The sequence below is a fragment of the Neobacillus rhizophilus genome, from assembly GCF_018343535.1.
In the GTDB taxonomy this organism is placed as follows: domain Bacteria; phylum Bacillota; class Bacilli; order Bacillales; family Cytobacillaceae; genus Neobacillus; species Neobacillus rhizophilus.
This window is the reverse complement of the sequence record NZ_JAGYPF010000006.1, coordinates 118,807-141,808: the sequence shown is the minus strand read 5'-3', so window position 1 is coordinate 141,808 and position 23,002 is coordinate 118,807. Positions and strand designations below refer to the sequence as shown.

General features: G+C 42.5%; 20 protein-coding genes. 6 read left to right on the top strand and 14 right to left on the bottom strand.

Annotated features, from left to right (window positions below; all coding sequences use genetic code 11):
• Positions 1-5 precede the first annotated feature (5 nt).
• From KHA99_RS27970 to KHA99_RS27960, 3 genes are all read right to left on the bottom strand, one after another.
• On the bottom strand, positions 6-1,010 hold the full coding sequence (locus KHA99_RS27970; RefSeq protein WP_213120795.1) for a sensor histidine kinase: 1,005 nt from the start codon (positions 1,008-1,010) through the stop codon (positions 6-8).
• Positions 1,007-1,702 (bottom strand): response regulator transcription factor, encoded by a 696-nt coding sequence (locus KHA99_RS27965; protein WP_213120794.1) that lies wholly within the window; start codon positions 1,700-1,702, stop codon positions 1,007-1,009. Before KHA99_RS27965 ends, KHA99_RS27970 begins: the two co-directional genes overlap by 4 nt.
• Positions 1,703-1,804: 102 nt before the next feature.
• Complete coding sequence (locus KHA99_RS27960; RefSeq protein ID WP_213120793.1) at positions 1,805-2,788, bottom strand: Gfo/Idh/MocA family protein; 984 nt, start codon at positions 2,786-2,788, stop codon at positions 1,805-1,807.
• Positions 2,789-3,464: 676 nt separating this feature from the next.
• Here KHA99_RS27960 and KHA99_RS27955 point away from each other — a divergent pair.
• Positions 3,465-4,847, top strand: coding sequence for an L-cystine transporter (locus tag KHA99_RS27955; RefSeq protein ID WP_213120792.1), 1,383 nt, complete (start codon positions 3,465-3,467; stop codon positions 4,845-4,847).
• A gap of 69 nt (positions 4,848-4,916) precedes the next feature.
• On the opposite strand, the gene KHA99_RS27950 is transcribed toward KHA99_RS27955, so the two are convergent.
• The 3 genes from KHA99_RS27950 to KHA99_RS27940 form a co-directional block, all read right to left on the bottom strand.
• Positions 4,917-6,206, bottom strand: a complete 1,290-nt coding sequence (locus KHA99_RS27950) for an NCS2 family permease (RefSeq protein WP_213120791.1) — start codon at positions 6,204-6,206, stop codon at positions 4,917-4,919.
• 301 nt (positions 6,207-6,507) lie between these two features.
• A complete protein-coding gene (locus tag KHA99_RS27945; RefSeq protein ID WP_213120790.1) occupies positions 6,508-7,473 on the bottom strand; it encodes a LacI family DNA-binding transcriptional regulator in 966 nt (321 codons plus the stop codon).
• 95 nt (positions 7,474-7,568) lie between these two features.
• The gene (locus KHA99_RS27940; protein ID WP_213120789.1) at positions 7,569-8,453 is read right to left on the bottom strand and encodes an SEC-C domain-containing protein; all 885 of its coding nucleotides are present in this window, start codon (positions 8,451-8,453) and stop codon (positions 7,569-7,571) included.
• A gap of 201 nt (positions 8,454-8,654) precedes the next feature.
• On the opposite strand from KHA99_RS27940, the gene KHA99_RS27935 reads away from it, so the two are divergent.
• A complete protein-coding gene (locus tag KHA99_RS27935) occupies positions 8,655-9,221 on the top strand; it encodes an MOSC domain-containing protein (RefSeq protein ID WP_213120788.1) in 567 nt (188 codons plus the stop codon).
• A gap of 135 nt (positions 9,222-9,356) precedes the next feature.
• Positions 9,357-10,169, top strand: a complete 813-nt coding sequence (locus KHA99_RS27930; protein WP_213120787.1) for a VOC family protein — start codon at positions 9,357-9,359, stop codon at positions 10,167-10,169.
• A 42-nt stretch (positions 10,170-10,211) separates the two neighbouring features.
• Here KHA99_RS27930 and KHA99_RS27925 read toward each other — a convergent pair whose 3' ends face one another.
• From KHA99_RS27925 to KHA99_RS27900, 6 genes are all read right to left on the bottom strand, one after another.
• A complete protein-coding gene (locus KHA99_RS27925; protein ID WP_213120786.1) occupies positions 10,212-11,333 on the bottom strand; it encodes a Ger(x)C family spore germination protein in 1,122 nt (373 codons plus the stop codon).
• On the bottom strand, positions 11,317-12,423 hold the full coding sequence (locus KHA99_RS27920; RefSeq protein ID WP_213120785.1) for a GerAB/ArcD/ProY family transporter: 1,107 nt from the start codon (positions 12,421-12,423) through the stop codon (positions 11,317-11,319). Before KHA99_RS27920 ends, KHA99_RS27925 begins: the two co-directional genes overlap by 17 nt.
• Complete coding sequence (locus KHA99_RS27915) at positions 12,413-13,912, bottom strand: spore germination protein (protein ID WP_213120784.1); 1,500 nt, start codon at positions 13,910-13,912, stop codon at positions 12,413-12,415. Before KHA99_RS27915 ends, KHA99_RS27920 begins: the two co-directional genes overlap by 11 nt.
• 148 nt (positions 13,913-14,060) lie before the next feature.
• The gene (locus KHA99_RS27910) at positions 14,061-14,255 is read right to left on the bottom strand and encodes a hypothetical protein (protein WP_213120783.1); all 195 of its coding nucleotides are present in this window, start codon (positions 14,253-14,255) and stop codon (positions 14,061-14,063) included.
• Between the two features lie 173 nt (positions 14,256-14,428).
• A complete protein-coding gene (locus KHA99_RS27905) occupies positions 14,429-15,211 on the bottom strand; it encodes a GNAT family N-acetyltransferase (RefSeq protein ID WP_213120782.1) in 783 nt (260 codons plus the stop codon).
• Between the two features lie 842 nt (positions 15,212-16,053).
• Entirely contained in the window at positions 16,054-16,644 is a 591-nt protein-coding gene (locus KHA99_RS27900) for a guanylate kinase (protein WP_213120781.1), read from the bottom strand.
• 236 nt (positions 16,645-16,880) lie between these two features.
• Between KHA99_RS27900 and KHA99_RS27895 the strand changes: the two genes are divergently transcribed.
• Together KHA99_RS27895 and KHA99_RS27890 are read left to right on the top strand one after the other, a co-directional pair.
• Positions 16,881-17,333: a nucleoside deaminase gene (locus KHA99_RS27895; protein WP_213120780.1), complete on the top strand. Its 453-nt coding sequence runs from the start codon at positions 16,881-16,883 to the stop codon at positions 17,331-17,333.
• Positions 17,334-17,440: 107 nt separating this feature from the next.
• Positions 17,441-17,812, top strand: coding sequence for a hypothetical protein (locus KHA99_RS27890; RefSeq protein ID WP_213120779.1), 372 nt, complete (start codon positions 17,441-17,443; stop codon positions 17,810-17,812).
• Between the two features lie 58 nt (positions 17,813-17,870).
• Here KHA99_RS27890 and KHA99_RS27885 read toward each other — a convergent pair whose 3' ends face one another.
• Both KHA99_RS27885 and KHA99_RS27880 read right to left on the bottom strand, forming a co-directional pair.
• On the bottom strand, positions 17,871-18,953 hold the full coding sequence (locus KHA99_RS27885) for a branched-chain amino acid aminotransferase (protein WP_213120778.1): 1,083 nt from the start codon (positions 18,951-18,953) through the stop codon (positions 17,871-17,873).
• A 170-nt stretch (positions 18,954-19,123) separates the two neighbouring features.
• Positions 19,124-19,660 carry a hypothetical protein gene (locus KHA99_RS27880; protein ID WP_213120777.1) on the bottom strand — a complete coding sequence of 179 codons (537 nt, stop codon included), beginning with the start codon at positions 19,658-19,660 and terminating at the stop codon, positions 19,124-19,126.
• A 1,150-nt stretch (positions 19,661-20,810) separates the two neighbouring features.
• Here KHA99_RS27880 and KHA99_RS27875 point away from each other — a divergent pair.
• On the top strand, positions 20,811-23,000 hold the full coding sequence (locus KHA99_RS27875; protein WP_213120776.1) for an alpha-galactosidase: 2,190 nt from the start codon (positions 20,811-20,813) through the stop codon (positions 22,998-23,000).
• Positions 23,001-23,002: the final 2 nt, after the last annotated feature.

Sequence of the window (23,002 nt, the reverse complement as noted above, 5' to 3'; positions counted from 1 at the left end):
TGTTGTCACATGCCTGATATATGAAGGAATTCATTTCTTTTTGGAAAAATTAGCGTAAATGTCGTGCCTTCTCCTAATTTGGATTGCACCTCGATATGGATGAATAGCGGCTGGGAAGCCTTTTTTGCAAGATAAAGCCCCATGCCGGTAGCCGCGCTGTCTTGATGTTTGGTGGTCGAGGTGAAGCCCTTGTCAAAAATGCGGGGCAGATCCCGCGGGTCAATGCCTCGGCCAAAATCGGTGACTTCAAGTATGGTCCGTCCATATTGAAGGTGGCTTTTTATGAAAATATCCGAGGCTTCGCTGTATTTCACGGCATTGGTTAATAACTGTCTGAGAATAAACGCCAGCCACTTGGCATCCGTCAGTACATCGGTGATACCCAGCTCTACATCAAAACCGATCCCTTTTTGCATACACCACGATTGCAGCGTTTTAATCTCTGAATAAATAATCGGCTTTAAATCTGTTTTTTCGATATATAAGTCATTTTCCATAAATGGTATCCGCTTTTGGTGAAGCTGCTGGTCAAGCAACAGATGAATTCGCAACCACTCAAATCTTAGGTTTGCCCTCAGCTTGCTATCCTCCATGCGTTCAATCATTAAAGACATAGCTGTTAGCGGTGTTTTTACCTCGTGTATCCAGGATAGCAGTTCATCCTTTTCCTGCTCCAGCGTCATCCGATTAGAGGAAGCCTCTATCTTGAGGGAATCGGTTTGGCTGATGACGCTCCTTTCAATAATTTTTTCAAAAGGGCTTCGGCCTTTCGGCAGGCCAGTTAGATCAAGGCTGCTTTCCCAATCCTCCAGGCCTTTATAAAAGTGAGTCTCCTTGTGGTAACGAACGGTTAGGAAAATCGCAAAGATGATGAGCGACAGAAAAACCATATACAGGACGGGCAAAAACGGGATAGCAGAATCAATGTAGGCGATAAAAACGATGAGAAATTCTAAGGATAAAATGAGTAGAATCCAGCTCCGCCGTTCTTTTAAAAAATGTTTTATCATGGCAGCTGCGCCTCATCGGCCGCCATATAGCCTTGTCCCACCTTCGTTTCGATAAAATGACCGATGCCAATCTCATCGAGTTTTTTGCGGAGCCTATTGACATTGACTGTTAGGGTATTGTCGCTGACAAACCGCTCGTCGTCCCACAAGCTTTTGATTAACGCTTCGCGCGTGACGATTTTATTCTTTTGATTAATAAGCTCCCTCAGAATAAACATTTCATTCTTGGTCAACTCGATTGAACCTGCGTCGTTGGCAATTGTGTTTTTTTGATAATCGACTGTCGCCCCGCACCAGGTTTTCAGTTCGATTTGGCTGTCACTGCTGTAATCATAAACCCGGCGCAGCATCGCCTGTATTTTTGCAATCAGGACATCGAAATGAAAGGGTTTTTGGATGAAGTCATCCGCGCCAAGCTGCATCGCCATCACCATGTCGGATGGATGATCCCGCGACGATAAAAATAAAATCGGGACACTCGAATGGGAACGAATCATCCGGCACCAATGGAACCCGTCAAATTTGGGCAGCTGGATATCAATGATGACCAAATCAGGCTTGGTAGCAGTGAATTCCTGCATGACTTGGGCAAAATCTGTTATTCCATACACGTCATAGGACCAGCCGGATAGCCGTTCCTTCACTTCATTGAATAAAGTAGCATCGTCTTCGATCAATAAGAGTTTAAACATTGGTATCACCAACTTATCTCGGTTTTTCCTCAATTACATAGTATAGCAAAAATTTCCTTTTATCTATAAAAAAAGAGCCAACTTCAGTGGCTCCTTTGTAAATTATGGCTGGTCGGCTGGGAAAACGATGCCTGCGTCCTTTCTAGCTGCAACTAGCATCTTCATGACTGAGTAACTGTAATCGAGTAGTTCATAGCAGCGGTCAAAGTCCTGATTTTTATACGTTTCTTTGAAGGCAAGCAGTTCATAATAAAGCTTGTTCGTTGTCGTCTGATTGTTTAAGGTGACGGCTGTTCCATCGGTTTGTAAGATGACGTTTTGACACCCATTTGCCCCATGTTCAACATGAATATATCCTTTTTCACCTTGGATAAGGACAAAGTTCAGGCCTTGTGTATCCTTGCTTCCCACGCACTCGGCGATAAAGTCGGGATATTTCATGACAAGTACCCCTGAGGTATCAATTCCGTTCGCATGCTTATTTGCCGTATAGCGGATGGATTCTGGTGTCCCGAACAGGTTCATCACGAAATGCAGGTTATAAATGTTGATATCAACAAGGGCGCCGCCGGAAAACTTCGGATTAAATACATTCGGTGTCTCCCCTGCAAGCAGGGCATCATACCGGCTAGAGTATTGGCTGTAGTTGCCCTGGATCATCCTTATTTGCCCTAGGCTTGGCAGGTTTTCTTTAATGAGTTGATAGTTGGGCAGGTGAATGGTTGTGATGGCCTCAAACAGCATTAAATTCTTTTGTTTGGCGAGTACCTTCAAGCTTTCAAGCTCTGCGACGGTCGATGTGAACGGTTTTTCACATATGACATGTTTTCCATGTTGGAGAGCTTGGGTCGCCTGTTCGTAATGCAGGCTGTTTGGGGATGCCAGGTAAATAAAGTCGATGCCTGGGTCCTGGTACATTTTTTCTATGTCGGTGTAGATAGCAGGGATTTGATATTTTTCGGCTAACGGTTGGGCAGTTTCCTGTTTTCGGGAATACATCGCCACACATTGGGCGTCTTTTATATTATTTAATGCAGAAAGGAAGGTATCCACAATCGAACCCGTTCCAATAGTAGCAATATTCATATGCTCAAGTCCTCCAATAACAAAATACTTCTAACATCATAATGTATTTTGGCAGGCTTGCCAAATAAGTAATGAGGCATGGGGACGGTTCTTGTGCATCACTTTTGAATAGTGGGGAAGTTTAGCTCTTCGTGAAGAAAATAAAAGACAAAACCGAAACTTTGCGCCCGTAAAATGTCCAATAAAAGGCCATTAAAGGACAAAACGGAGAGCCCGAGCTGGTAAAGTGTCCAATAGAAGGCATCTAAAGGACAAAAGGGAGATCCCGAGCAGGCAAGGTGTCCAATAGGAGGTCTCTAAAGGATAAAACGGAGAACCCGCATCCGTAAAATGTCCAATAGGAGGCCTCGCTAAAAAAAGCGTACCAAAGAACGATTCTTTCAGTTAATGGAGAGAATGAACGGGCAAAAGCCCTTTATCTTCAGGAAGGCTTTGAGCAAGTAGAGGGCGTAGCGTGATATCAATATGATCTATAAATGTTTCAAATTGAAAACAATTAAATTATATTAATATAATAAAATACGTTATGAGGGCGCCCTTCGTTAATAAGGAGGGCGCCCCTTATTTATAGGATTATTTGGTGAAAACTTAATTGCTTTAAAGGATTAATAATTCCGACTTGACTCATAGGATTTTATATATTAAACTTTGAAAGTATTAAATAGGGGGTTATGAAATGAATAACATATTAATTATCGTGAATGTTGTCGTTCTTCTCTTACTGATGTTCGGCTTGTTCATGATGCAAAAAAAGCATGTTTCTTTTTCAAAACGTGTGTTTACCGGACTTGGTTTAGGTCTTGTATTTGGATTTCTCATTCATCTTATTTACGGTGGAACACATGAAGTAACAACACAGTCGATTAACTGGTTTAACATTGTCGGCGGCGGTTATGTTAAACTGCTGCAAATGGTTGTTATGCCATTAGTGTTTATATCCATTGTGGGAGCTTTTACGAAATTAAAGCTGACTAAAAATATTGGGAAAATCAGTTTTCTTGTCATTGCCATCCTGCTTGGGACAACGGCGGTTTCCGCAGCAATCGGTATTGGATCCGCGCTCGGATTTGGACTTGATGGAATCAAGTTAACGGCAGGGGATGCCGAAAATGCCCGTAATGAGCTATTGAAAGAAAAAGTGGCTGGTGTAGAAACTATGACGCTGCCGCAGCAAATCGTTGAACTTATTCCAGGCAATCCGTTTCTAGATTTAACAGGCGCTCGTCCAACATCAACGATTGCCGTTGTTATTTTTGCAGCTTTCATCGGCGTGGCATATCTTGGGGTAAAACGCAAGGAACCTGAGAAAGCTGAATTTTTTGCAAAAATAATCGATACGTTATATTCCATCGTCATGAGGGTGGTAACGCTCATTCTCAGATTAACACCATACGGTATTTTGGCTATCATTACAAAGGTGGCTGCTGTAAGTGATTACGACGCGATTGTAAAATTAGGCAAGTTTGTCGTCGCTTCTTACGTGGCGCTTATCTTGATGTTTATTGTACATTTATTACTTATAACATTTGCAAAATTAAGCCCTGTAAACTATGTGAAAAAAGGGATGCCTACATTAACGTTTGCCTTTACGTCACGTTCAAGTGCAGGAACATTGCCAATGACCATTAAGACGCAAACGAAAGACTTTGGTGTGTCTGAAGGGGTTGCCAACTTTGCTGGTTCTTTCGGACTTTCCATCGGACAAAACGGCTGTGCAGGAATTTACCCGGCGATGCTCGCAGTCATGGTAGCGCCGTCTGCAGGTATTGACCCGACAAGCATTTCTTTTATCATCACTCTGATTATAGTAGTTGCAATCAGTTCATTCGGTGTAGCCGGTGTAGGCGGCGGGGCAACCTTCGCAGCCTTAATCGTTCTATCAGTCTTGAACCTGCCAGTTGCAATTGTTGGTCTTCTTATCTCTGTTGAGCCTCTAATTGACATGGGACGTACTGCCCTAAACGTCAGCGGTTCAATGACTGCCGGTGTGTTAACAAGTAAGGCAACCGGTGAATTCGATAGTGAAGTTTACAAGCAGCCTAACGTAGCGGAAGCATAATATGGTAATTAAAAAAGCAGAATGCTGGGATGGCATTCTGCTTTTTGTATATAGTAAACGCACTTGCTGTTAACCAATCGAGTGCAGTAAAAAGTTCGTCAAGAAAAGAATCGAAATAATATAGATTGATAGGGAAAGCTGATGTTTCTTGTTGGTAAACAGCTTTACCAGCGGATAGGCGATAAATCCGAAGGCAATTCCATCAACGATGCTGTAGGTTAACGGAATCATGATAATCACGAGAAAAGCCGGAAAGGCTTCCGTAAAATCAGTGAAATCGATATTTACGATATTAGTCAGCATTAAACCGCCGATAATAATTAGGATTGGCGCGATTGCTGTTGCCGGAACCAGTTTGATGAACGGCATGAAGAAAAGCGATGCCAGGAAAAGCAGCCCCGTGATAATCGAGGTTAAACCTGTTCTTCCGCCTGCGGTAATGCCTGCTGCCGTTTCAACCGTTGATACAGATGGACTAGTGCCGAATAATCCGCATACGATTGTGGAAATCGAAATGGCCTTTAAGGATTTTCCGTTTTTTTCAGGCGCTTGCAGCATCCCGTCTACTTGGGAATGAAGCAGGCCGATATTTTCAAAAACAAGCACCAATACCAGTGAAAAAGCCGCTGTCCAGAACGGAATGGTGGTTATATTTCCAAAGTCTGCACTTAGGAAGACGTTTTTATAGTCCGCAAAGGAAATAAAACTGGTGTGGGTTTTCGAAAAGTCTACCAATCCGAAAAGATAGGACACGAACGTTCCTAAAATAATGCTGATCAGGAAATTCCCAGGTACTTTCTTTAAAAATAAAAATAACGTGATAATCAGATTAATTATCGACGCCATTACAATCGGGGACGCCAAATTGCCAAGCGCCACAAAGTTCGTCGGATTCCCAACAATGATGCCGCTTTTTTGCAGGCCAATAAAGGCAATAAATAAGCCAATTCCGACTGAAATGGATTCCTTTAAAGATGACGGAATCGCTCTTGAGATGATGCCCGATAATTTCGTGAAAGCCACAATCACAAAGAGAATGCCTGATACAACTACGGCTGCCAGAGCCTCCTTGTAGTCCAGCCCCATCGTTCCGACAATTGTATAGGTGAATAGGGCATTAATCCCCATTCCTGGTACGATGATTAATGGTGCGTTGGCGATAAATGCCACAAGCACGCAGCCAATCAGTGAAGATAGTACGGTTGCGATAATTCCGGCTTCGAGTGGTATGCCTGCATCCTGCAGGATACTTCCATTGACAGCGATAATATAGACAATGGAAAAGAATGCCGTAACCCCCGCAATAACCTCCTTCTTCAAGCTTGTTCCGTGCTCCTTAAGTTTAAAAACTCCCTTCATTTTCTTATCACACTTTCTAGTGTGTCCCTCTCCCGCCCGCATCAAGTTAAAATTCTATGAATCAACTTATGCCGGGGAATATTATAACACAGAAAATGACAATGACAAGAGAGGAGGTTGCTTCCAGCTACTGCCTGCAGCACCCACCGTAACGCTCTAGAATTCGATCACGCCGGCTAAGTGCTGCAGTATTACAAAATTTAGGATAGAGTATGAAACGCGTTTCAGGTCAAGGGGCTAAATGTAATTTTTGAAAAAAAGACCTAGTTACAGTCACATCAACCGGCCGGAAGTCTTGAGATTAGATAGTACCCCGTTTAATCAATCTTACAGGTATCTCCTGATATGAAATTTCCTGGTTTTCCGCAATTCCTTGAAGGAAGAGCTTTCTGCCAATTTCTACAAGCGGGATTTCAATCGTCGTGATATCCATTATTTTTGCAATGGGTTGGTTATTAAATCCAATCAGCGCTAGATCATTCGGAATAGAAATCTGCCGATTCCTTGCGCAGGTGACAATTCCGGCAGCGACATCATCATTTGTCACCAGGAGGGCCGACGGAGGATCGTCCATACTTGCAATCGTATCAACGACCCGTTCGCCATCCTCAAAATAAAGACAATTATCGAAAACGTAAGCAGGGTCAAATGGCAAATGATTTTTTTTCAGAAAATCCTTATAGGCCATTTCTCTAAACTTACTGTTTGTACCCGTTTTTCTCCCGATGGAATAACCAACTTTTCGATGTCCGTTTTGTATTAAATATTCAAGCGCATAGATGAAGGTCTGATAGTGATCCACAAAGGTAGAAGACACTTTTTTGCCCCTGGTGTCCTCACACAGGACAATCGGCCCATAAGGAAGAAACTCCTCAATCAACGGCCAGCTGCTTGCTCTTGAACAAATGATTAACGCATCAATTTGTTTTTGCTTTAACATTTGTAAGGCGTCTAATTCTCTTTCTTCCTTATAGTTGGTTTGAAAAAGCACCAGATTATAATTGTGTGTCAATGCCTCATGGGAGATTCCTTTAATTAACGATGCGAAATAAGGGTGGTCAATGGATGGAACCATCACACCGACAAGGAAGGTTTTTCCCATGCTTAAATGAACCGCGTTAATATTTGGCTGGTAATTGCTTTGCTTAATGGCATCAAGAACAGCCTTGCGCTTTTCCTCTTTGACATAAGGGTGATTATTGAGCACCCTAGATACCGTCGTGACGGAAACGCCCGCCATTTTTGCTAAATCTCTGATATTAGTCAAGGTGTCAGACACTCTCCATCGATCCTATTATTAGGAAGAGTATAATACTTTTTATAAGGAAAATGAAGAATGAATAGCATCACTTCGTTAGGGTGTTATACGTGAGTAGGCTCTAGTTCAGGGGTGTTCAGCTTCATATACTTCCTGCCTCTGTTCGGATAAATCCCCTCTGTGTGATACCATTCCCATGCTTTTTCGCCCTTTTTGCGGCCGATGGAACCGTTCATTATGAGCCCCGGACTAATCAAGTGGCGGGGGATTCCTTTGATGTAATAAGTCCGGTTGGTGTTGAATTCGGTTAGCACAATGGTATCTTCAATTCTACTGGTCACTTCAAACAGACTGTCCTTCCGTTCAGAAAACTGGTCAAACTTATATTCGACTTTTTGCATCGCCAACTCGAGATTAAATTCACTGTGGTGAAGCCGAGGGAAATCGCATAAAAAGAGGTAATTTAGCAGGCGTTCGCAGGTTTTAAGGTCAGAGCGGGCCTCATTCGCATATTGGTTAACAAGACCATACCAAGAAGTGCCAACCTTTCGATCCAGCCAGCGGACGAAATTTTTTAACTGCATCAGGAATTTTTCGGTTTCTTTTTCTTGCGGCGTAATTTTCATACAATGAGGAAAATGAGTGAAGATTAATTCTTCCCAGAACGGGGAGTCGCATTCTTTCCATGATGGAGGACAAGAATCTTCTAACGTATCGGTCATAAAGCTTGAAAAAATCTCGAGAAATTCATTGCGGAGCTTGTTGGCAGGCTGTTCACGTTTGTAGGAGAGAATGTCTTTTCCATAATAGTGGACGTGCGCTCTGAAACGCAGGTGAAATTGAGAGCCTATCGCCATGTTCTTTAAAAATTCTTCCCGTTCCTCAGGATTAGCGAAAGGTTGTATAAATACATTCATTTGCAGCTTATCACCGCAGCATTTCTTCTGAGGTTTGCCGCTGCCGCACGGACATAAAGATTGTTTTTTCATAGAACGAATCAACCAGCTTTCTTAGTGGATTTTTTTGAAAGGGGCAAGAGAAGATATTCTAGGGGTGACAACCGTATTATAACTTATCTATGAAAAAATGAATCTGAAAATTGTGTGAACGCGGCCGATTTGTAAAAATTGGATTTAGTGTCAGCCTGAGGTAAAGTAGAATTAGTGGATTTTTTACGGGAGGATTTTGATATGAAAAAAGCAAAAGCAAACATCAAGGCCATATTAATTGCGGATCAGGATGGCACATTTGTGACCAGAAGGATTCCGGAAGTACAACTTGAATTTGGCGGAATACGAGGGGACAGACATTTCGGGGTAACGTGTGCGGCCGATTCCAGGCAGCCAATGTATCCAAAGGGGACGGAAATTCTGAACCGCCGGCAGATTACCGTCGTTTCAGAGGAAGACTGTGCCGAGATTGCGGAAGAGTTAGGGGTGCCGCATGTTCTGCCGGAATGGCTGGGAGCAAACCTATTGGTGCAAGGCTTTCCGGAGTTGACCAAATTAACGCTGGGCTCACGGATATTGTTCCCAAGCGGGGCTGGGTTGATCTGCATGGGGGAAAACCTGCCATGCATCTTCCCTGGTGAGGAGATTCAAAAGCATTTTCCGGACCATGCTAAGCTGGCCGCACGTTTTGTCCGTGCCGGGTATAAGCGGCGGGGTATCGTTTGTGCAGTGGAGAGACCGGGGGGCATTTCTGAAGGTGAAGAGGTACAAATATTGGTAAATGATTATATGAATCCATTGCAATAGGTAATGCCATGAGAACAAAACGAGCAAATAACCCAGTGGAATTGTTCTCATAAAAGGCATATGGGGGCTAATACCACATTTACGGAATGAAGCCGATACACTGAAATGAATTTTTCAAAAAGGGGACCTATTCACATGCAATTAGCTTTCGACCATTTGGTTTGGTTTTTCAAAAAGCCAGAGGAGGCTATCGCTCCTCTGGAACAAGTAGGTTTAAAAGTGGCACCTGGTGGGCGCCATGAGTCTTGGGGAACGTATAACACATTAAGTTATTTTGGATTAAGTTACTTAGAGTTTTTGGGGATTGAGGATTGGCAGCGGGCGGAAACGCATGAGGCCAACCGCTTGATTACCCATATTGTGGAACAGCTTCCGAAGGATAATGGGGAGGGGCCGGCCAGAATTGCGATTCGTACAAATGAGATTGAAGCATTGGCAGAGCAGCTGAAACAGAAAGGGTTCACGGTTTATGGACCAATTCCAGGAGAGCGAGTCCGCGGTGACGGCGAGATTATTAGATGGTCGCTGCTATTTCCGGAATATGAAGGGGCGGAATTGAGGCTTCCCTTCTTTATTCAATGGGAAAAATCGGACGAGGAACGGTTGGCGGAACTAGACCAGCAAGGCCTCATTGACCTCCATCCGGCGGGGCATGTCCGATTTGAGGGTGTTGCTTTTGCGATCCATAATTTGGACGAAACCTTGTCCGTTTGGAAAAAACTCCTCGATATGCCCATCAGTGAGGAGTTCATCGACCAAGAATTAAATGCCCGCTGCGGAAAAATAGCATTGGAAGGAACAGAGCTTTTGTTTTGCAGTCCTATTGGGGAAGGGATGGTCGCGGAAGTGCTGAAGGAAAAAGGGGAAACTCCATTCTTAGTAAACCTTTCCGCTACAAACCAAAGACGTGTCTTTGAAATGCTAAAGGGATACTGGAGTTTCAAATAAGGGAAGCGTTAAACAGGGGGTCAGGCCCCCTGTTTTCGACTGTTAATTGATAATTCCTGAGTTAATAAGCTCCAAATCGAGTTTAGCCTTTATTGGAATGTTTTTAATGTCCGCATTTTTGTACTTTTCCTTCCAAAGTTGATGATGATGCACCCTTATTTCTTCCTCGATTCCAAACCCGTCACAATTTGCCGCTTGCAATTTGGCTATTGTTTTTTCAGCTTTCTTTGTTAATCGTTTCTGGATGGTTTTATTTAATTTTTTTAAAAGAATCGGGTTGGTTAATTGATCTTTTGGATATTCGGTAATTCGATATTGAAGCTTACTGGACAATATGGAGGTAACCGCCTCGTTTTTTACAGATAGCTTTGTTTTTTGGCGGTTATTCAAAATCTCTATCACAATAAACTCCTTTTGGCTATCTTGATTGTTCGTGTTCAATAAAAATGAAACCTTTTGCTTTTTTTCTCCATTAAGCAGCAAAAACATCTTTGATTCGGAAACATTTAGTTTGCCGGTCATCTTTTCATTATTAAACAGTGCCATGCCGATGGAACGAGCACGATGCCGTTCAGGGCTGATTTTTAGAAGAGGCAGTAATGGATCTTTGGTGTGCTTCAGTAATAACGGGCAGACCGATTGCACGTTGTAGTTTGTAAAAAAGCCGGTTGCCTCGCCGCTTTTTAAATATTCATCATAATATTGTCCGTTTAAATTTGCTTCTTCCTGTTTAATGCGGACAGCATCCCTTGCCTTTCCTTCAATGATAGCCACTTTTGCCCCGAGAGCCCCTTTTGGGTTTCGGTAGATATGGTCAAGTTCTTTGTATAGCCCTTGTCTAGCCATTTCTTCACCGAAAAGAACGACTTGGGCTTTGGATATGTCGATTTTCTCGGAGATATTTAGATCGGCATGCAGCAAGGTATCTAAAGCTGTTTCCCCCTCCGTTGTCAGAATAGTGCTCTTAGTAGTAGAAGCAGAATTATTTTGGACTCCTTTGCTTATCGGATAGTCGGTGTTAGAGATGATCTTTCCATTGTGGCCTTTATCGTAACCGATGAGCAGGATTAATTTTTGTTCCTTCAATAGCCGTTGATCCCAACAGCCTGATAAAAGGAAAGGAATAGTTGTAAGGACGATGAACCGTTTAATAATGTTCCGCATTAACCTCACCCTTTGACCTTTTTTTAAAAAGAAAGGAAAGCAGTAAAAGAAATACTGGAATGGCCATAAAGAAGATATAGCCAGAGTAGGTTGCAGTCTTTGTCACTTTCTCTATTTCATTTTCTCCATTAAAAAATAGGGCAAAAACAAAGCAGGTAAAAGCGGACAGGTATACCCACGCTTTCCTCGGCCAGCGTTTTATGAGAAAGGTCCCTGCCAGGGAGGCACCGTAAAGATAGCTGATAAAGGAGGTTCCTACAAGGATAATCCATAATGAAATGATGAATAAGTCCGGCCTCTCAATAATTTTAAAAGAAAAAGATTTTAACAAATAAAGGACTGGTTGAGGCAGTAGTTTCATTACCTCATTGTTAAAGTATATTAAACAAACAAATGTCAGGAATGAGTAAAAAAAGGTAATAAAAATATTGGCTAAGGTAGCGGCTTTAAACTTTTCCCGTCCGCTTGCCAAAACAAAGGGAGATATTAATAGAATAAATTCAATCCCCTGCCAGGCTAACGTTACATTGGACGCTCCTTTTAAAATATTCATCAACCCCGATTGGCCAATTGGCAAAATATAATGGATATTCTCATCTTTAAAAGCGACAGGCGTGATGAATAAAAATACGAGCAAAGCAAAAGTGGCGATGAAGTAAAACCTTGCGATTACCTTTAAATTATCGATGGCGATGTAAATGCCGACGGACGCCATCAAAAAAAGAATGACCCAAGCTGGGGTGTAGGGGAGCATCCACCTTTTTAAGATATGGACAAATAAAACAAGTATGGTTGCCCCTGTAAATAAGAAATAACCCATATAAAGGAATGTAATGCCTTTTCCGATAGCATTTCCAAACATCGAATGCAGAATTTGAAAAAGGTCTTGGTTAGGAAACCTGCTGCACAAAATAAGGTAGAAAAGGACAAGAATCTCCATAAATAGACCTGTTAGAAGAAGAGATATCCAACTATCCCCTTTGGCTATTTGGTGGATTTCATAAGGAAGGGATAGAAAGGCAACTCCTATTTGTGTTTGTATTAAAAAAGTAATCATCTGGAGTTTCGTGATTTGAACTTTATTTTTCATTTTTTTCCCATCTTCTAGGTTGATTTAGTCGTTTTTTATTTTTCACATGCAATTCCCGAGGGCGATCCTTTAGCAGCCAAATCGGAAATCGAATAATGGCGTCCTTCATTCCCTGTAAATTAAACGGGGCAATTGGGGTGAAGTAAGGAGTCCCCAAAGATTCAAGCTTACACAGGTGGCCGACAATAAACATTAAGGAAAAGATAATTCCAGCAAAACCGAAAGTGGCCGCTGACAGCATGATTGGAAAGGTTAAAATCCGGACCGTATTGCTCATCTCATAGGATGCTACGGTAAAGGAGGAAATGGCTGTAAGAGCTATGACAATCACCATGATGTTGGAAACTAGCCCTGCAGAAACGATAGCATCCCCGATGATTAAACCTCCTACAATACCAATGGTTTGTCCAATCGGTGTCGGCAGACGAATTCCCGCTTCACGAATTAACTCGATGGTAAACGCCATAACCATGGCTTCAATTAAGGGCGGAAACGGGATGTTTTCTACCGAACTTTTCACCAGTACTAAAATTTCTTTCGGGATAATCTCGAAGTGAAACCCGATTACCGCAATATATAAACTAGGTAATAGAAGTGATAGCAGAAAACAGACCACTCTTAGAAAACGAAAAAAGGAACCGGTAATAATCCGGGTGTTATAATCATCCGATGTTTGGAAGAAGGAAAAGAATGATACAGGAAGAGCGAGTGCATCAGAACTACCTTCAGACAATAGGATGATTCTTCCTTCCATTAATTGTGCAATCGCCCGGTCGGGTCGTTCGGTATAAAGTAAATGAGGAAAAGGGGAGAATGGCTGGTCCTCTAGTAACTCTTCCAGGTACCCGGGGCTGAATGTCATATCGATGGATAGAGTTTGTATTCTTTCTTCTAGTCTCTTTACTAAAGCAGGGTTACAGATTCCTTCGATATAAACAAGCGCTATCTGGGTGTTTGTGTATTCCCCGATCTGGTGGTAGTTAATTTTTAGATGCCTGCTTTCAATCCCTTTTCTGATTAAGCCAATATTGGTTGATAGGTTTTCAACAAAACCAACATGCGAGCCTCTAACTGTTTTCTCACTATCAGGTTCTTTAAGATTACGGGAAATCTCTTTCATCGTATTAAAAGAAAAGATTTCGTCAAGGCCATTGAATATAACAACGGCATTCCCTTTTAATAAAGCCTTTACGGACTCTTGCAGCGTTATTTTATCTTGTGTTTCGGCAGTGTAAGGAATATCCGCAGCATTCAATTCGCCAAATTTTATTAAAGGGAATAAAATACTCTCTTGAATCTTTTCCGAGTCTGAAATTGTAGCAATATATATGACAAACCCTTTCCTGCTGTTATAGGAAACTGGGAGCATTAGTAAGTCTTCGGTATTAACGAACGAATTCTTTATGTATTCTATGCGGGCATCGAAAGTGGCAACATCCTTAGTAGAAGGTTGTCCATTCTTATCCTCAAAATCGGATGTCTGTTTCATAGATGAACCCCTCAGAATGAAATGTACATTTTATGTTTTACTAAAGTTTCCAATCCTATTCGTTTCAAATCTATAATAATTAAAGGGGTTGAGGGCAGCCTCAGCAGTTAGTATCTGTATAAAAAAAGGGGGTCAGGCCCCCGGCGCATTAATACTTTAATGCATCTGAAGCCTGACACCGTTTTTCCATTTCGAGTGCGGTAACGATATAGGCAAATCCGTTCATCAGAAAATATATGACATTGGATTGGGCTCGCTCGGTTTCCCCTAAATAGGTATTAATGATGGTGAAAACAGAATATAAGATGACAAAGAATAAGGCGATTTTGTTGAATATGACCATTGCTTCCAACCCCTTTATTTAGATGCTTATATTAGCTTATTTGCATGCAGGCGATTTTATGCAGTGGGACAGCCCCCAGCTTGTTAAGGTAATGGTGATTGAGGGACTTATACCTAGTGTATTAACGGTAAAAAGGAAGGTGACTCGGCACCTTCCTTTTTTGACGGGAATTTTTAGCGGTACATGGTCCACTTCCCAATATCTTTAAAGCCAAGCCGTTTATAAATACGGCCTGCTTCCGGGTTATCATAGAAGAGACAAAGCGTTTTACCTTCAGCTAGAACAACCTTAAATAACTTTTCCATGATAGCTGTTGCTAGACCTTGACGGCGGTTTTCCTTTCGCGTGCAGACTCCGACAATCATTGCTGATATGGAATTTTCCGCTGTTGTGGAAACACAGGCGGTCATCACACCTTGGCGGATGGTATAATAGGTTCTTCCTGTGTTGGATTCCATCGCATTGATTAACATCTTCCGGGCATCGCTTCTAATTTGAAATTCCTCAATGCTGCTGCGAAGCTCAATGATTTGATCAACGTCCTCAATTGTCGCCTTTTTAACATCTACATTGTTGTCACCAAGACAATCGTCAGAAAGGCACTCTGCAAAAAATGTTACTTGTTTTTTGCCAAGAGATAGTTCCTCAAAAACTTCGAATTTCTCCACGATGTCAGACTTCCCGGATAGATAAATAGGCTGGTTATACTGTTTCATAATAGAAACAAAACCATTTACATCAAATTCTCCCGTAGCATAAGGAATAAAAGATTGATGATATCTTAACAGAATAGCTTTAATCGTGTCCTGTTCATCAACCTCTGCCCAAAGCTCCTGAAACTCAGAGGAATATCCAAAAGCCTCGATATCCCCAATGATAAATAGATTAATAGACGGTTCTTCACTTAAAAAGGTAAGAACCTGCTGGTGGTCTTGTTCGGTAAGCTTCCTAATCACGCCATGATCCCCCCTTGTTTTAAATAGAGTACTCGTGCGATATGGAAAATTCAAGGATTTTTTTGAAAAGGCATGCTTAAAACTCGTAATCCTTAAAAGATATATAAATAAGGTAAAAAAGTGAAGAGATTCTCAAAATTGAACAGAAGCGAATTGAAATTCATTAAATAAATTAACAAGCAGTAGTTTGGGAGCATTCTCACGGCCGCTTTATTTGTTGACCAGAAAGCATTGTATTAAGCTAGAAAGTTTTTTAGCACTGGCTTGAGAAGGTTTGAGAGGTTCAAAACGCCAGAACGGTTAGAGGAATCAGTGAATCGGTAGTTATGAAGAGTTCATAACGCCTGAACGGATGGAGGAATCAGTGAATCGGTAGTTATGAAGAGTTCATAACGCCTGAGCGGGTTGAGGACCGAGTGAATCGGTAGTTATGAAGAGTTCATAACGCCTGAACGGATGGAGGAATCAGTGAACCGGTAGTTATGAATCGGTTCATAACGCCTGAAAGGATGGAGGAATCAGTGAATCGGTAGTTATGAAGGAGTTCATAAAGCCCGGGGGATGAAGGAATGAGGGTTTCAGTATTTATGAAATGCTCATAAGGCCCAAACATAGAAGGAAATTATCGCTCGGGTAGTTATGAAGAGTTCATAACTACCCAATGATGAAGAAAATGGGAGCTCCGGTAGTTATAAAGAGTTTATAACTACTAAAACGGTAAAAGGAAACCGCTGCTCCGGTGTGATGGAGTAAAACAAAAGGCGAACAGTCCCGTGTGTACTGTTCGCCTTTTATTTTACCAATTTTCTGGGTTAATGCGGGGTAAGCCCCTTTTAAGTAGTTTAGTAATCCGTTACGGTGAGATTTCTGTCCAGGTAGGATTCGATTAGCTCGCTTACTTGGTAAGAGACCTGCGGGGAATCGAAGTTTTCAAATGCATGTTCACAGCTGCCTTTATAGCTCATAGTTTCGTTATAATGGCTCATATGCCGTTCAATGACTTCCTCGCTATCCTGGCGCTTCTTATGTCTTTCGATGACCGTATCACGATCCGCGTACACAAAAATTCGTACAACATGATCTCCATACATTTTTTTAAGTTTTTCAGCGCCTTCAGGATTTAAGGTCAAATAAACGAAATCATGGTTTTTAAAGGCCTCCACAACATCTTGTTCACGAATCCCATAATGGATTCCATCAATCTCGACACTTTCGAGAAATTCTTGTTGGGCCTGCATGTTTTTGAAGGTTTCATCAGTTATAAAGTGGTAATCTTCGCCGTCTTTTTCATAATGCCGTGGGGAACGAGTGGTGTAAGAGAGAACAGTTTCCATGTCAAATGCGGTAGCAACATTTTTCGCAATGGTTTTTCGTCCAGAGCCATCAGGACCTGTGTATACGAAAATTTTTTCTTTCCCTTTGATCTGATACATCGAGGTACCTCCTTTTATTTTTATAAGATAACCCTTTTATCTGGAGGAAATTTTTCTGGATGTAGATAGGGTATACTATCATTATAGCAAAATGATAATGATATGGGAATGTGTGGATTGGGAGGAAAAAAATCTAGGTATTTCGGACGACTTTTCAAATAAGGGGAATCACGAGAATGATTCCTTTTGATAAATAGTTTAAAATGAAAAAATGCTAAAACGAAAGGAAGTATAGAATGGACAACTTCATGAAACGGGCTGTAGAGCTCGCACTTCAAAATGTCGCAGAAGGCGGGCAGCCATTTGGAGCAGTGCTTGTCAAAAATAATACAATCGTCTCAGAGGGTGTAAATGAGCTTCACAAAAAGTTTGATATCAGCGGCCATGCGGAGTTGCTGGCCATTCGCCGCGCCCAGGAACAATTTAAGACAAATGATTTATCAGGATGTATTATTTACGCCAGTGGTGAGCCCTGCGCGATGTGTTTAACGGCCATGTACTTTGCCGGGATTGAAAAAGTCTATTATTGTGCGTCGGTAGAGGACGCCGCCGCAGTGGGCTTGGGAAAATCAAAATCCATTTACGAGGATTTGAAAAAATCTCGATCCGAAAGGTCCCTGCAAATCATCCAAATGCCTTTAGAAGAAGGACAAGAAAGTCCAATGGAGCTTTGGAAAAAACGGCTTTGAAAAAATACAAAGTGCGGAACAGTTTACAAGGATATGATTAAAATGAAACTTTTATAGACATGTTACGTATATAAATATATACGATTACAAGGAGATGTATGTAATAAATGTTTCTAGCAGAACTTCAGCCTGAGGAGAAAAGGGCATTTCTTGAACTTGCGGCGATGATTGCCAATATTGATGGGAATTTGTCGATATTTGAAAGTTCCGTCCTTAGCAAGTTTCAAAAGGAAATGGGGCTGAAGGATTACCAAATAGAAGGTCTCGCAATCGAAGACATTCTAATAACTTTCAAAACTGAACGCTCCAAAAATATCGTTTTAGCAGAACTCTTACAACTGATTTATTCAGATGGGGTTTTTCAAGAAAAAGAAAGCGAAACCATCCAAATCATAAAGGAACACTTTGGATTCGATGCCAATGAATTTGGCAGCTTCAAAGATTGGATAGAAAAAATAAAAGAGTTATCAGTAAAATAAAAGGTGCCTGACCCCCGCGTGCGTTATCGCGGCGGGGATCAGGCACCTTTTCTATTGGTTAAACTTCTACAGCGCTCACTTTAACGGTCCAGTTGAATGGATCCTCGAGCTTGCCTAATTGAATGCCTGTGATGCCATCATAGAGGCGTTGGGATGTTTGCCCGATTTTGCGGTCGTTAATGATGATAGTTTTGCCGTTCCATGTTAATTCGCCAACAGGTGAGATAACGGCTGCTGTTCCAGCTCCGAAAACCTCTTCCAGTTCTCCGCGCTCATATGCCGCAAAAACCTCTTCAATGGAGATTCTTTCCTCGCGGACAGGTTCTCCCCAATGTTTTAAAATCTGAATAACAGAATCACGAGTTACCCCAGGTAAAATGCTGCCATTTAGCTTAGGTGTAACGACTTCACCATTAATTTTGAAGAAAATATTCATGCTGCCGACTTCTTCAACATATTTGTTTTCCTTTGCATCGAGCCAAAGAATTTGCGCGTAGCCGTTCGCTTCGGCCTTTTCCTGGGCTTTCAGACTTGCTGCGTAATTGCCGGAAGTCTTCACATGTCCAACCCCGCCAAGAACTGCGCGGACATAATGCTCTTCAACGTAGATGTTAACAGGATTTAATTGATCCCCATAATAGGCACCTGAAGGAGACGTGATCACCAGCAAGGTATACTGATGGGCTGGGTGTACCCCAAGTCCTGCTTCCGATGCATAAATGAATGGGCGAATGTAAAGCGATTGTCCGGCGCCTTCCGGAACCCAGTCTTTTTCAACTGTAACCAATTGTTTTATCGCTTTTAATAAGAACTCCCCATCAACTTGCGGAATGCAAAGCCTCTCGCAGGAGTCGTTCAGGCGCTTCATGTTTTTATCCGGACGGAAAAGCTGCACCTCGCCATCTGGAGTTTTATAGGCCTTCATTCCTTCAAAAATCGCCTGTCCGTAATGGAAAACCATGGATGATGGATCAAGTGTTAATGGCCCATAAGGTACAATCCTAGCATCGTGCCAGCCGTGATCAGTATGATAATCCATCACAAACATGTAATCGGTGAAATACTTCCCAAATCCAAGCGAAGCAGGGTCAGGCTTAGCCTTTAATTGTTCTCGTTGAATAAATGTAATCTCTTGTGTCATCTTCGCACCTCATCTCGAAATCTCTTATATATAGAGACTACGACTTTTTCAGAAAAAACACAATAATTTGAGTATGGAAAACTTGGTATTCAATGGTACTTTAACGCTTTAAATTAATTTGTACACCTTATGGTCCGTTAATGTGCAAAAATGGTGCTGGCAAATTACGTTCAAAGAGGCTTAAAAAATAGCGCTCCACCAATGGCAATCCAAATGAGCCCAAATGGCACTGACATCCAGGCAGTGAAGAATTGGTCATTAAAGAAGAGCAGGCATAGTGAACTTATTAATATGAAATAACTGATTGGGTCAGGCAGTGATTTTACCTTTATACTTCTAAGGCCGAACAGAAACAATCCTATAATTAACATAATGAAACCGACTGGTGCTGCCGGTTCCCACGCACCATTCAAGAACTGTCTTAGTGAGTGCCCGATAAAATAAAGGACGCTTCCAGATTGAATGAGGATAAAGGCGAATTTCGCAAGACCTTTATGGAGGAAAAGCTCCCGGTAAAAAATCACCATTCCACTTGTAATAAACAGCATTCCACCACTGAGCAGCGGCATCGAACCTTTTGAATCCCGGTAGATATCCAAAGCTGGGTTGCCAGGGGGACTAAGAGCCAGACGAGTTCCGACTATCACCCAAACAAGCCCGCCGATGAACAATAACAGAGCATGGAGACGAAACCTATTAACCTTCATTCTTTCACCTCTTTGTCATGATCGTTCAGATTGCCTTCTAAAAAAGCGTGTTAGACATCAAAATAGAAATATTGGGAAAAATATGAAATATATATATTCAATTATTTTTAAAAAATTGCTGTTTTCGTTAATATTGTTGTTTTTGCTCCTATAAGACTGAACCGCTGGTTTTTACATGCGTTGGGGTGTATAAAAGGCCATATGCGACCGGACCGCTGATTTTTTCAATCGTTGGGGCTCATAGGAAGGTTATATGCGACCGGATCGCTGATTTTTTCAATCGTTGGGGCTCATAGAAAGGTTATATGCGACTGGACCGCTGATTTTTCCAATCGTTGGGGCTCATAAAAAGGTTATATGCGACCGGACCGCAGATTTTTTCAATCGTTGGGGCACATAGAAAGGTTATATGCGACTGGACCGCAGATTTTTCCAATCGTTGGGGCTCATAAAAAGGTTATATGCGACCGGACCGCAGATTTTTACAATCGTTGGGGCACATAGAAAGGTTATAAGCGACCGAACCGCTGTTCTTTACAAGCGTTGGGGTTCATAGAAAGGTTATAAGCGACCGGACCGCAGATTTTTTCAATCGTTGGGGCACATAGAAAGGTTATATGCGACTGGACCGCTGATTTTTCCAATCTTTGGGGCTCATAAAAAGGTTATATGCGCCCGGACCGCAGATTTTTACAATCGTTGGGGCACATAGAAAGGTTATATGCGCCCGGACCGCAGATTTTTACAATCGTTGGGGCTCATAGGAAGGTTATATGCGACCGGATCGCTGTTTTTTACAAGCGTTGGGGTTCATAGAAAGGTTATAAGCGACCGGACCGCAGATTTTTTCAAGCGTTGGGGCTCATAGAAAGGTTATATGCGCCCGGACCGTAGATTTTTACAATCGTTGGGGCTCATAGGAAGGTTATATGCGACCGGACAAGTTATTTTACCAAGTGTTCTATCGCTTACAGCGAAGGCAATAAGTTATTTCTTATTAGGAAAGCAACAATCTTTTAAATAAGGGCTTAAAAAATTGTTCTCCAAAAACACGACAAAGACCTCCTGCTCTTTTGCCTAAGCCTAGTGCTTTTTCACTGCCAACCAAAATAGGATGAAGTAAGACGATAAATTAAGGGGAGTGGATGTGGTGCCAATAGAGTGGAATGAAGAGGATGGGATATTTCATTTATTTAATGACCGGACAAGTTATTTGCTTCAAATTGTACATAGAAAATATCCTGCCCATTTGTACTGGGGTAAGCGGGTTCACACATTGCAGCCTGCTTCGATCCTTTCCTTTAAAGGCAGGACCTTTTCGCCAACGGCGGAATCAACAAACAAACAATTTTCCCTGGACACTCTTCCCCAAGAGTATCCCGCGTACGGCAAAGGCGATTTCAGGAAACCGGCCTATCAGCTGCGCACAAGTGACGGTTCTACCATTACTGAGTTTGTTTATGACTCACATGAAATCTTTAAAGGAAAGCCATCTCTAGACGGGCTGCCTTCTGCCTATGTCGAGGATGATTCCGAAGCGGAAACCTTAAGACTTACGCTGGTTGATTCCAAGCTGGGGATAGGGGTTAACCTCTTTTACACTATTTACAGGGACCTCGATGTGATCACCAGATCGACTTCCTTCGAGCACCTAGGAACCCAGGCAGTGGAAATACACAAATGTACGAGCATGTCCTTGGACTTTCACCATTCTAATTGGGACTGGCTCCATCTTCACGGATCATGGGCAAGGGAGCGACATCTCGAACGGCAGCCACTCCATCATGGGGTTCAATCGATTTCCTCCTCGAGAGGCGCCAGCAGCCACCAGCACAATCCCTTTTTCGCACTGCTTTCAAAGGATGCCAACGAAGAGCAAGGAGAGGTCTATGGGATTAGTCTTGTGTATAGCGGTAATTTTGAAGCGTCTATTGAAGTCGCCCCGTACGAAACAACGAGGCTATCGATAGGAATTAATCCGTTTGATTTCATTTGGCTATTAAAGCCTGGGGGAAAATTTCAAACCCCAGAGGCCATATTGGTTTATTCATCGGCTGGTCTTGGCGGAATGTCGCGAACCTTTCATAAACTATTGCGAGCCAGGGTGTGCCGTGGAACCTATCGCGACAAATTACGCCCAGTTCTTATCAATAACTGGGAAGCGACCCGTTTTCATTTTTCCGAAAGAAAATTAAAGGAACTGACGGACGGGGCTGCAGAGCTTAAAATTGAGCTGTTTGTCCTCGATGACGGCTGGTTTGGGCACCGTGACAATGATAAAAGTTCACTAGGGGACTGGACTGTCTATCAGAAAAAACTGCCCCATGGATTAAAGGGCTTGGCGGACTATGTGCTAACGAAAGGAATGAAGTTTGGGCTGTGGGTCGAGCCGGAAATGGTCTCGCCTGACAGTGATTTGTACCGGTCGCACCCCGATTGGTGTCTACATGTTCGAGGACGGAACCGGACGCTGTCCCGCAACCAGCTGGTTCTCGATTTATCCCGGCAGGATGTATGCGATTGGCTCGTTGAAACACTCACAAACCTTTTCCGCAGTGCACCAATTTCTTATGTAAAATGGGACATGAACCGAAATATGACCGAAATTGGATCCGCTGCCCTGCCGCCTGAACGGCAAAAGGAAACTGCTCATCGTTACATGCTCGGCTTGTATCAAATATTAGAAAAATTAACCGAACGCTTTCCGCACATTTTATTCGAAAGCTGCTCGGGCGGGGGCGGCCGCTTCGACCCGGGCATGCTGTATTACATGCCGCAAACCTGGACAAGTGATAATACAGACTCAGTCGAACGGCTGAAAATCCAATATGGCACAAGCATCGTTTTCCCAGCCATCACCATGGGCGCCCACGTCTCAGATGTACCGAACCACCAAGTTGGACGGATAACACCCATTCAAATGAGATTGTCTGTGGCAATGGCTGCCAACTTAGGTTTTGAATTAAATGTCGACAAGCTGAGCACAGAAGAAAAACTGGCGGTACAAAAGGGAATCCAGCTCTATCGTAGAATTCAGGGTCTTATTAGCTTTGGTGATTTGTATAGGCTTCTCGACCCCTTCGAAGGACTGGAAACGGCCTGGATGTACGTCGCGGACAATCAGCAGCATGCGGCTGTTTTTTACTATCAAACACTGGCAACCCCTAATCCGCCCTTCCGCCGCCTTCTGTTACAGGGATTAAATCCGAAACAAAAATATCGGCTTAACAACGGGGAAAAGGTCTTTTATGGGGATGAACTGATGAAGATGGGAGTAACCTTGCCGCTCGTAAAAACTGATTTTTTTTCAGAGATATTCGAAATTCACGCGGAAAATTGAAA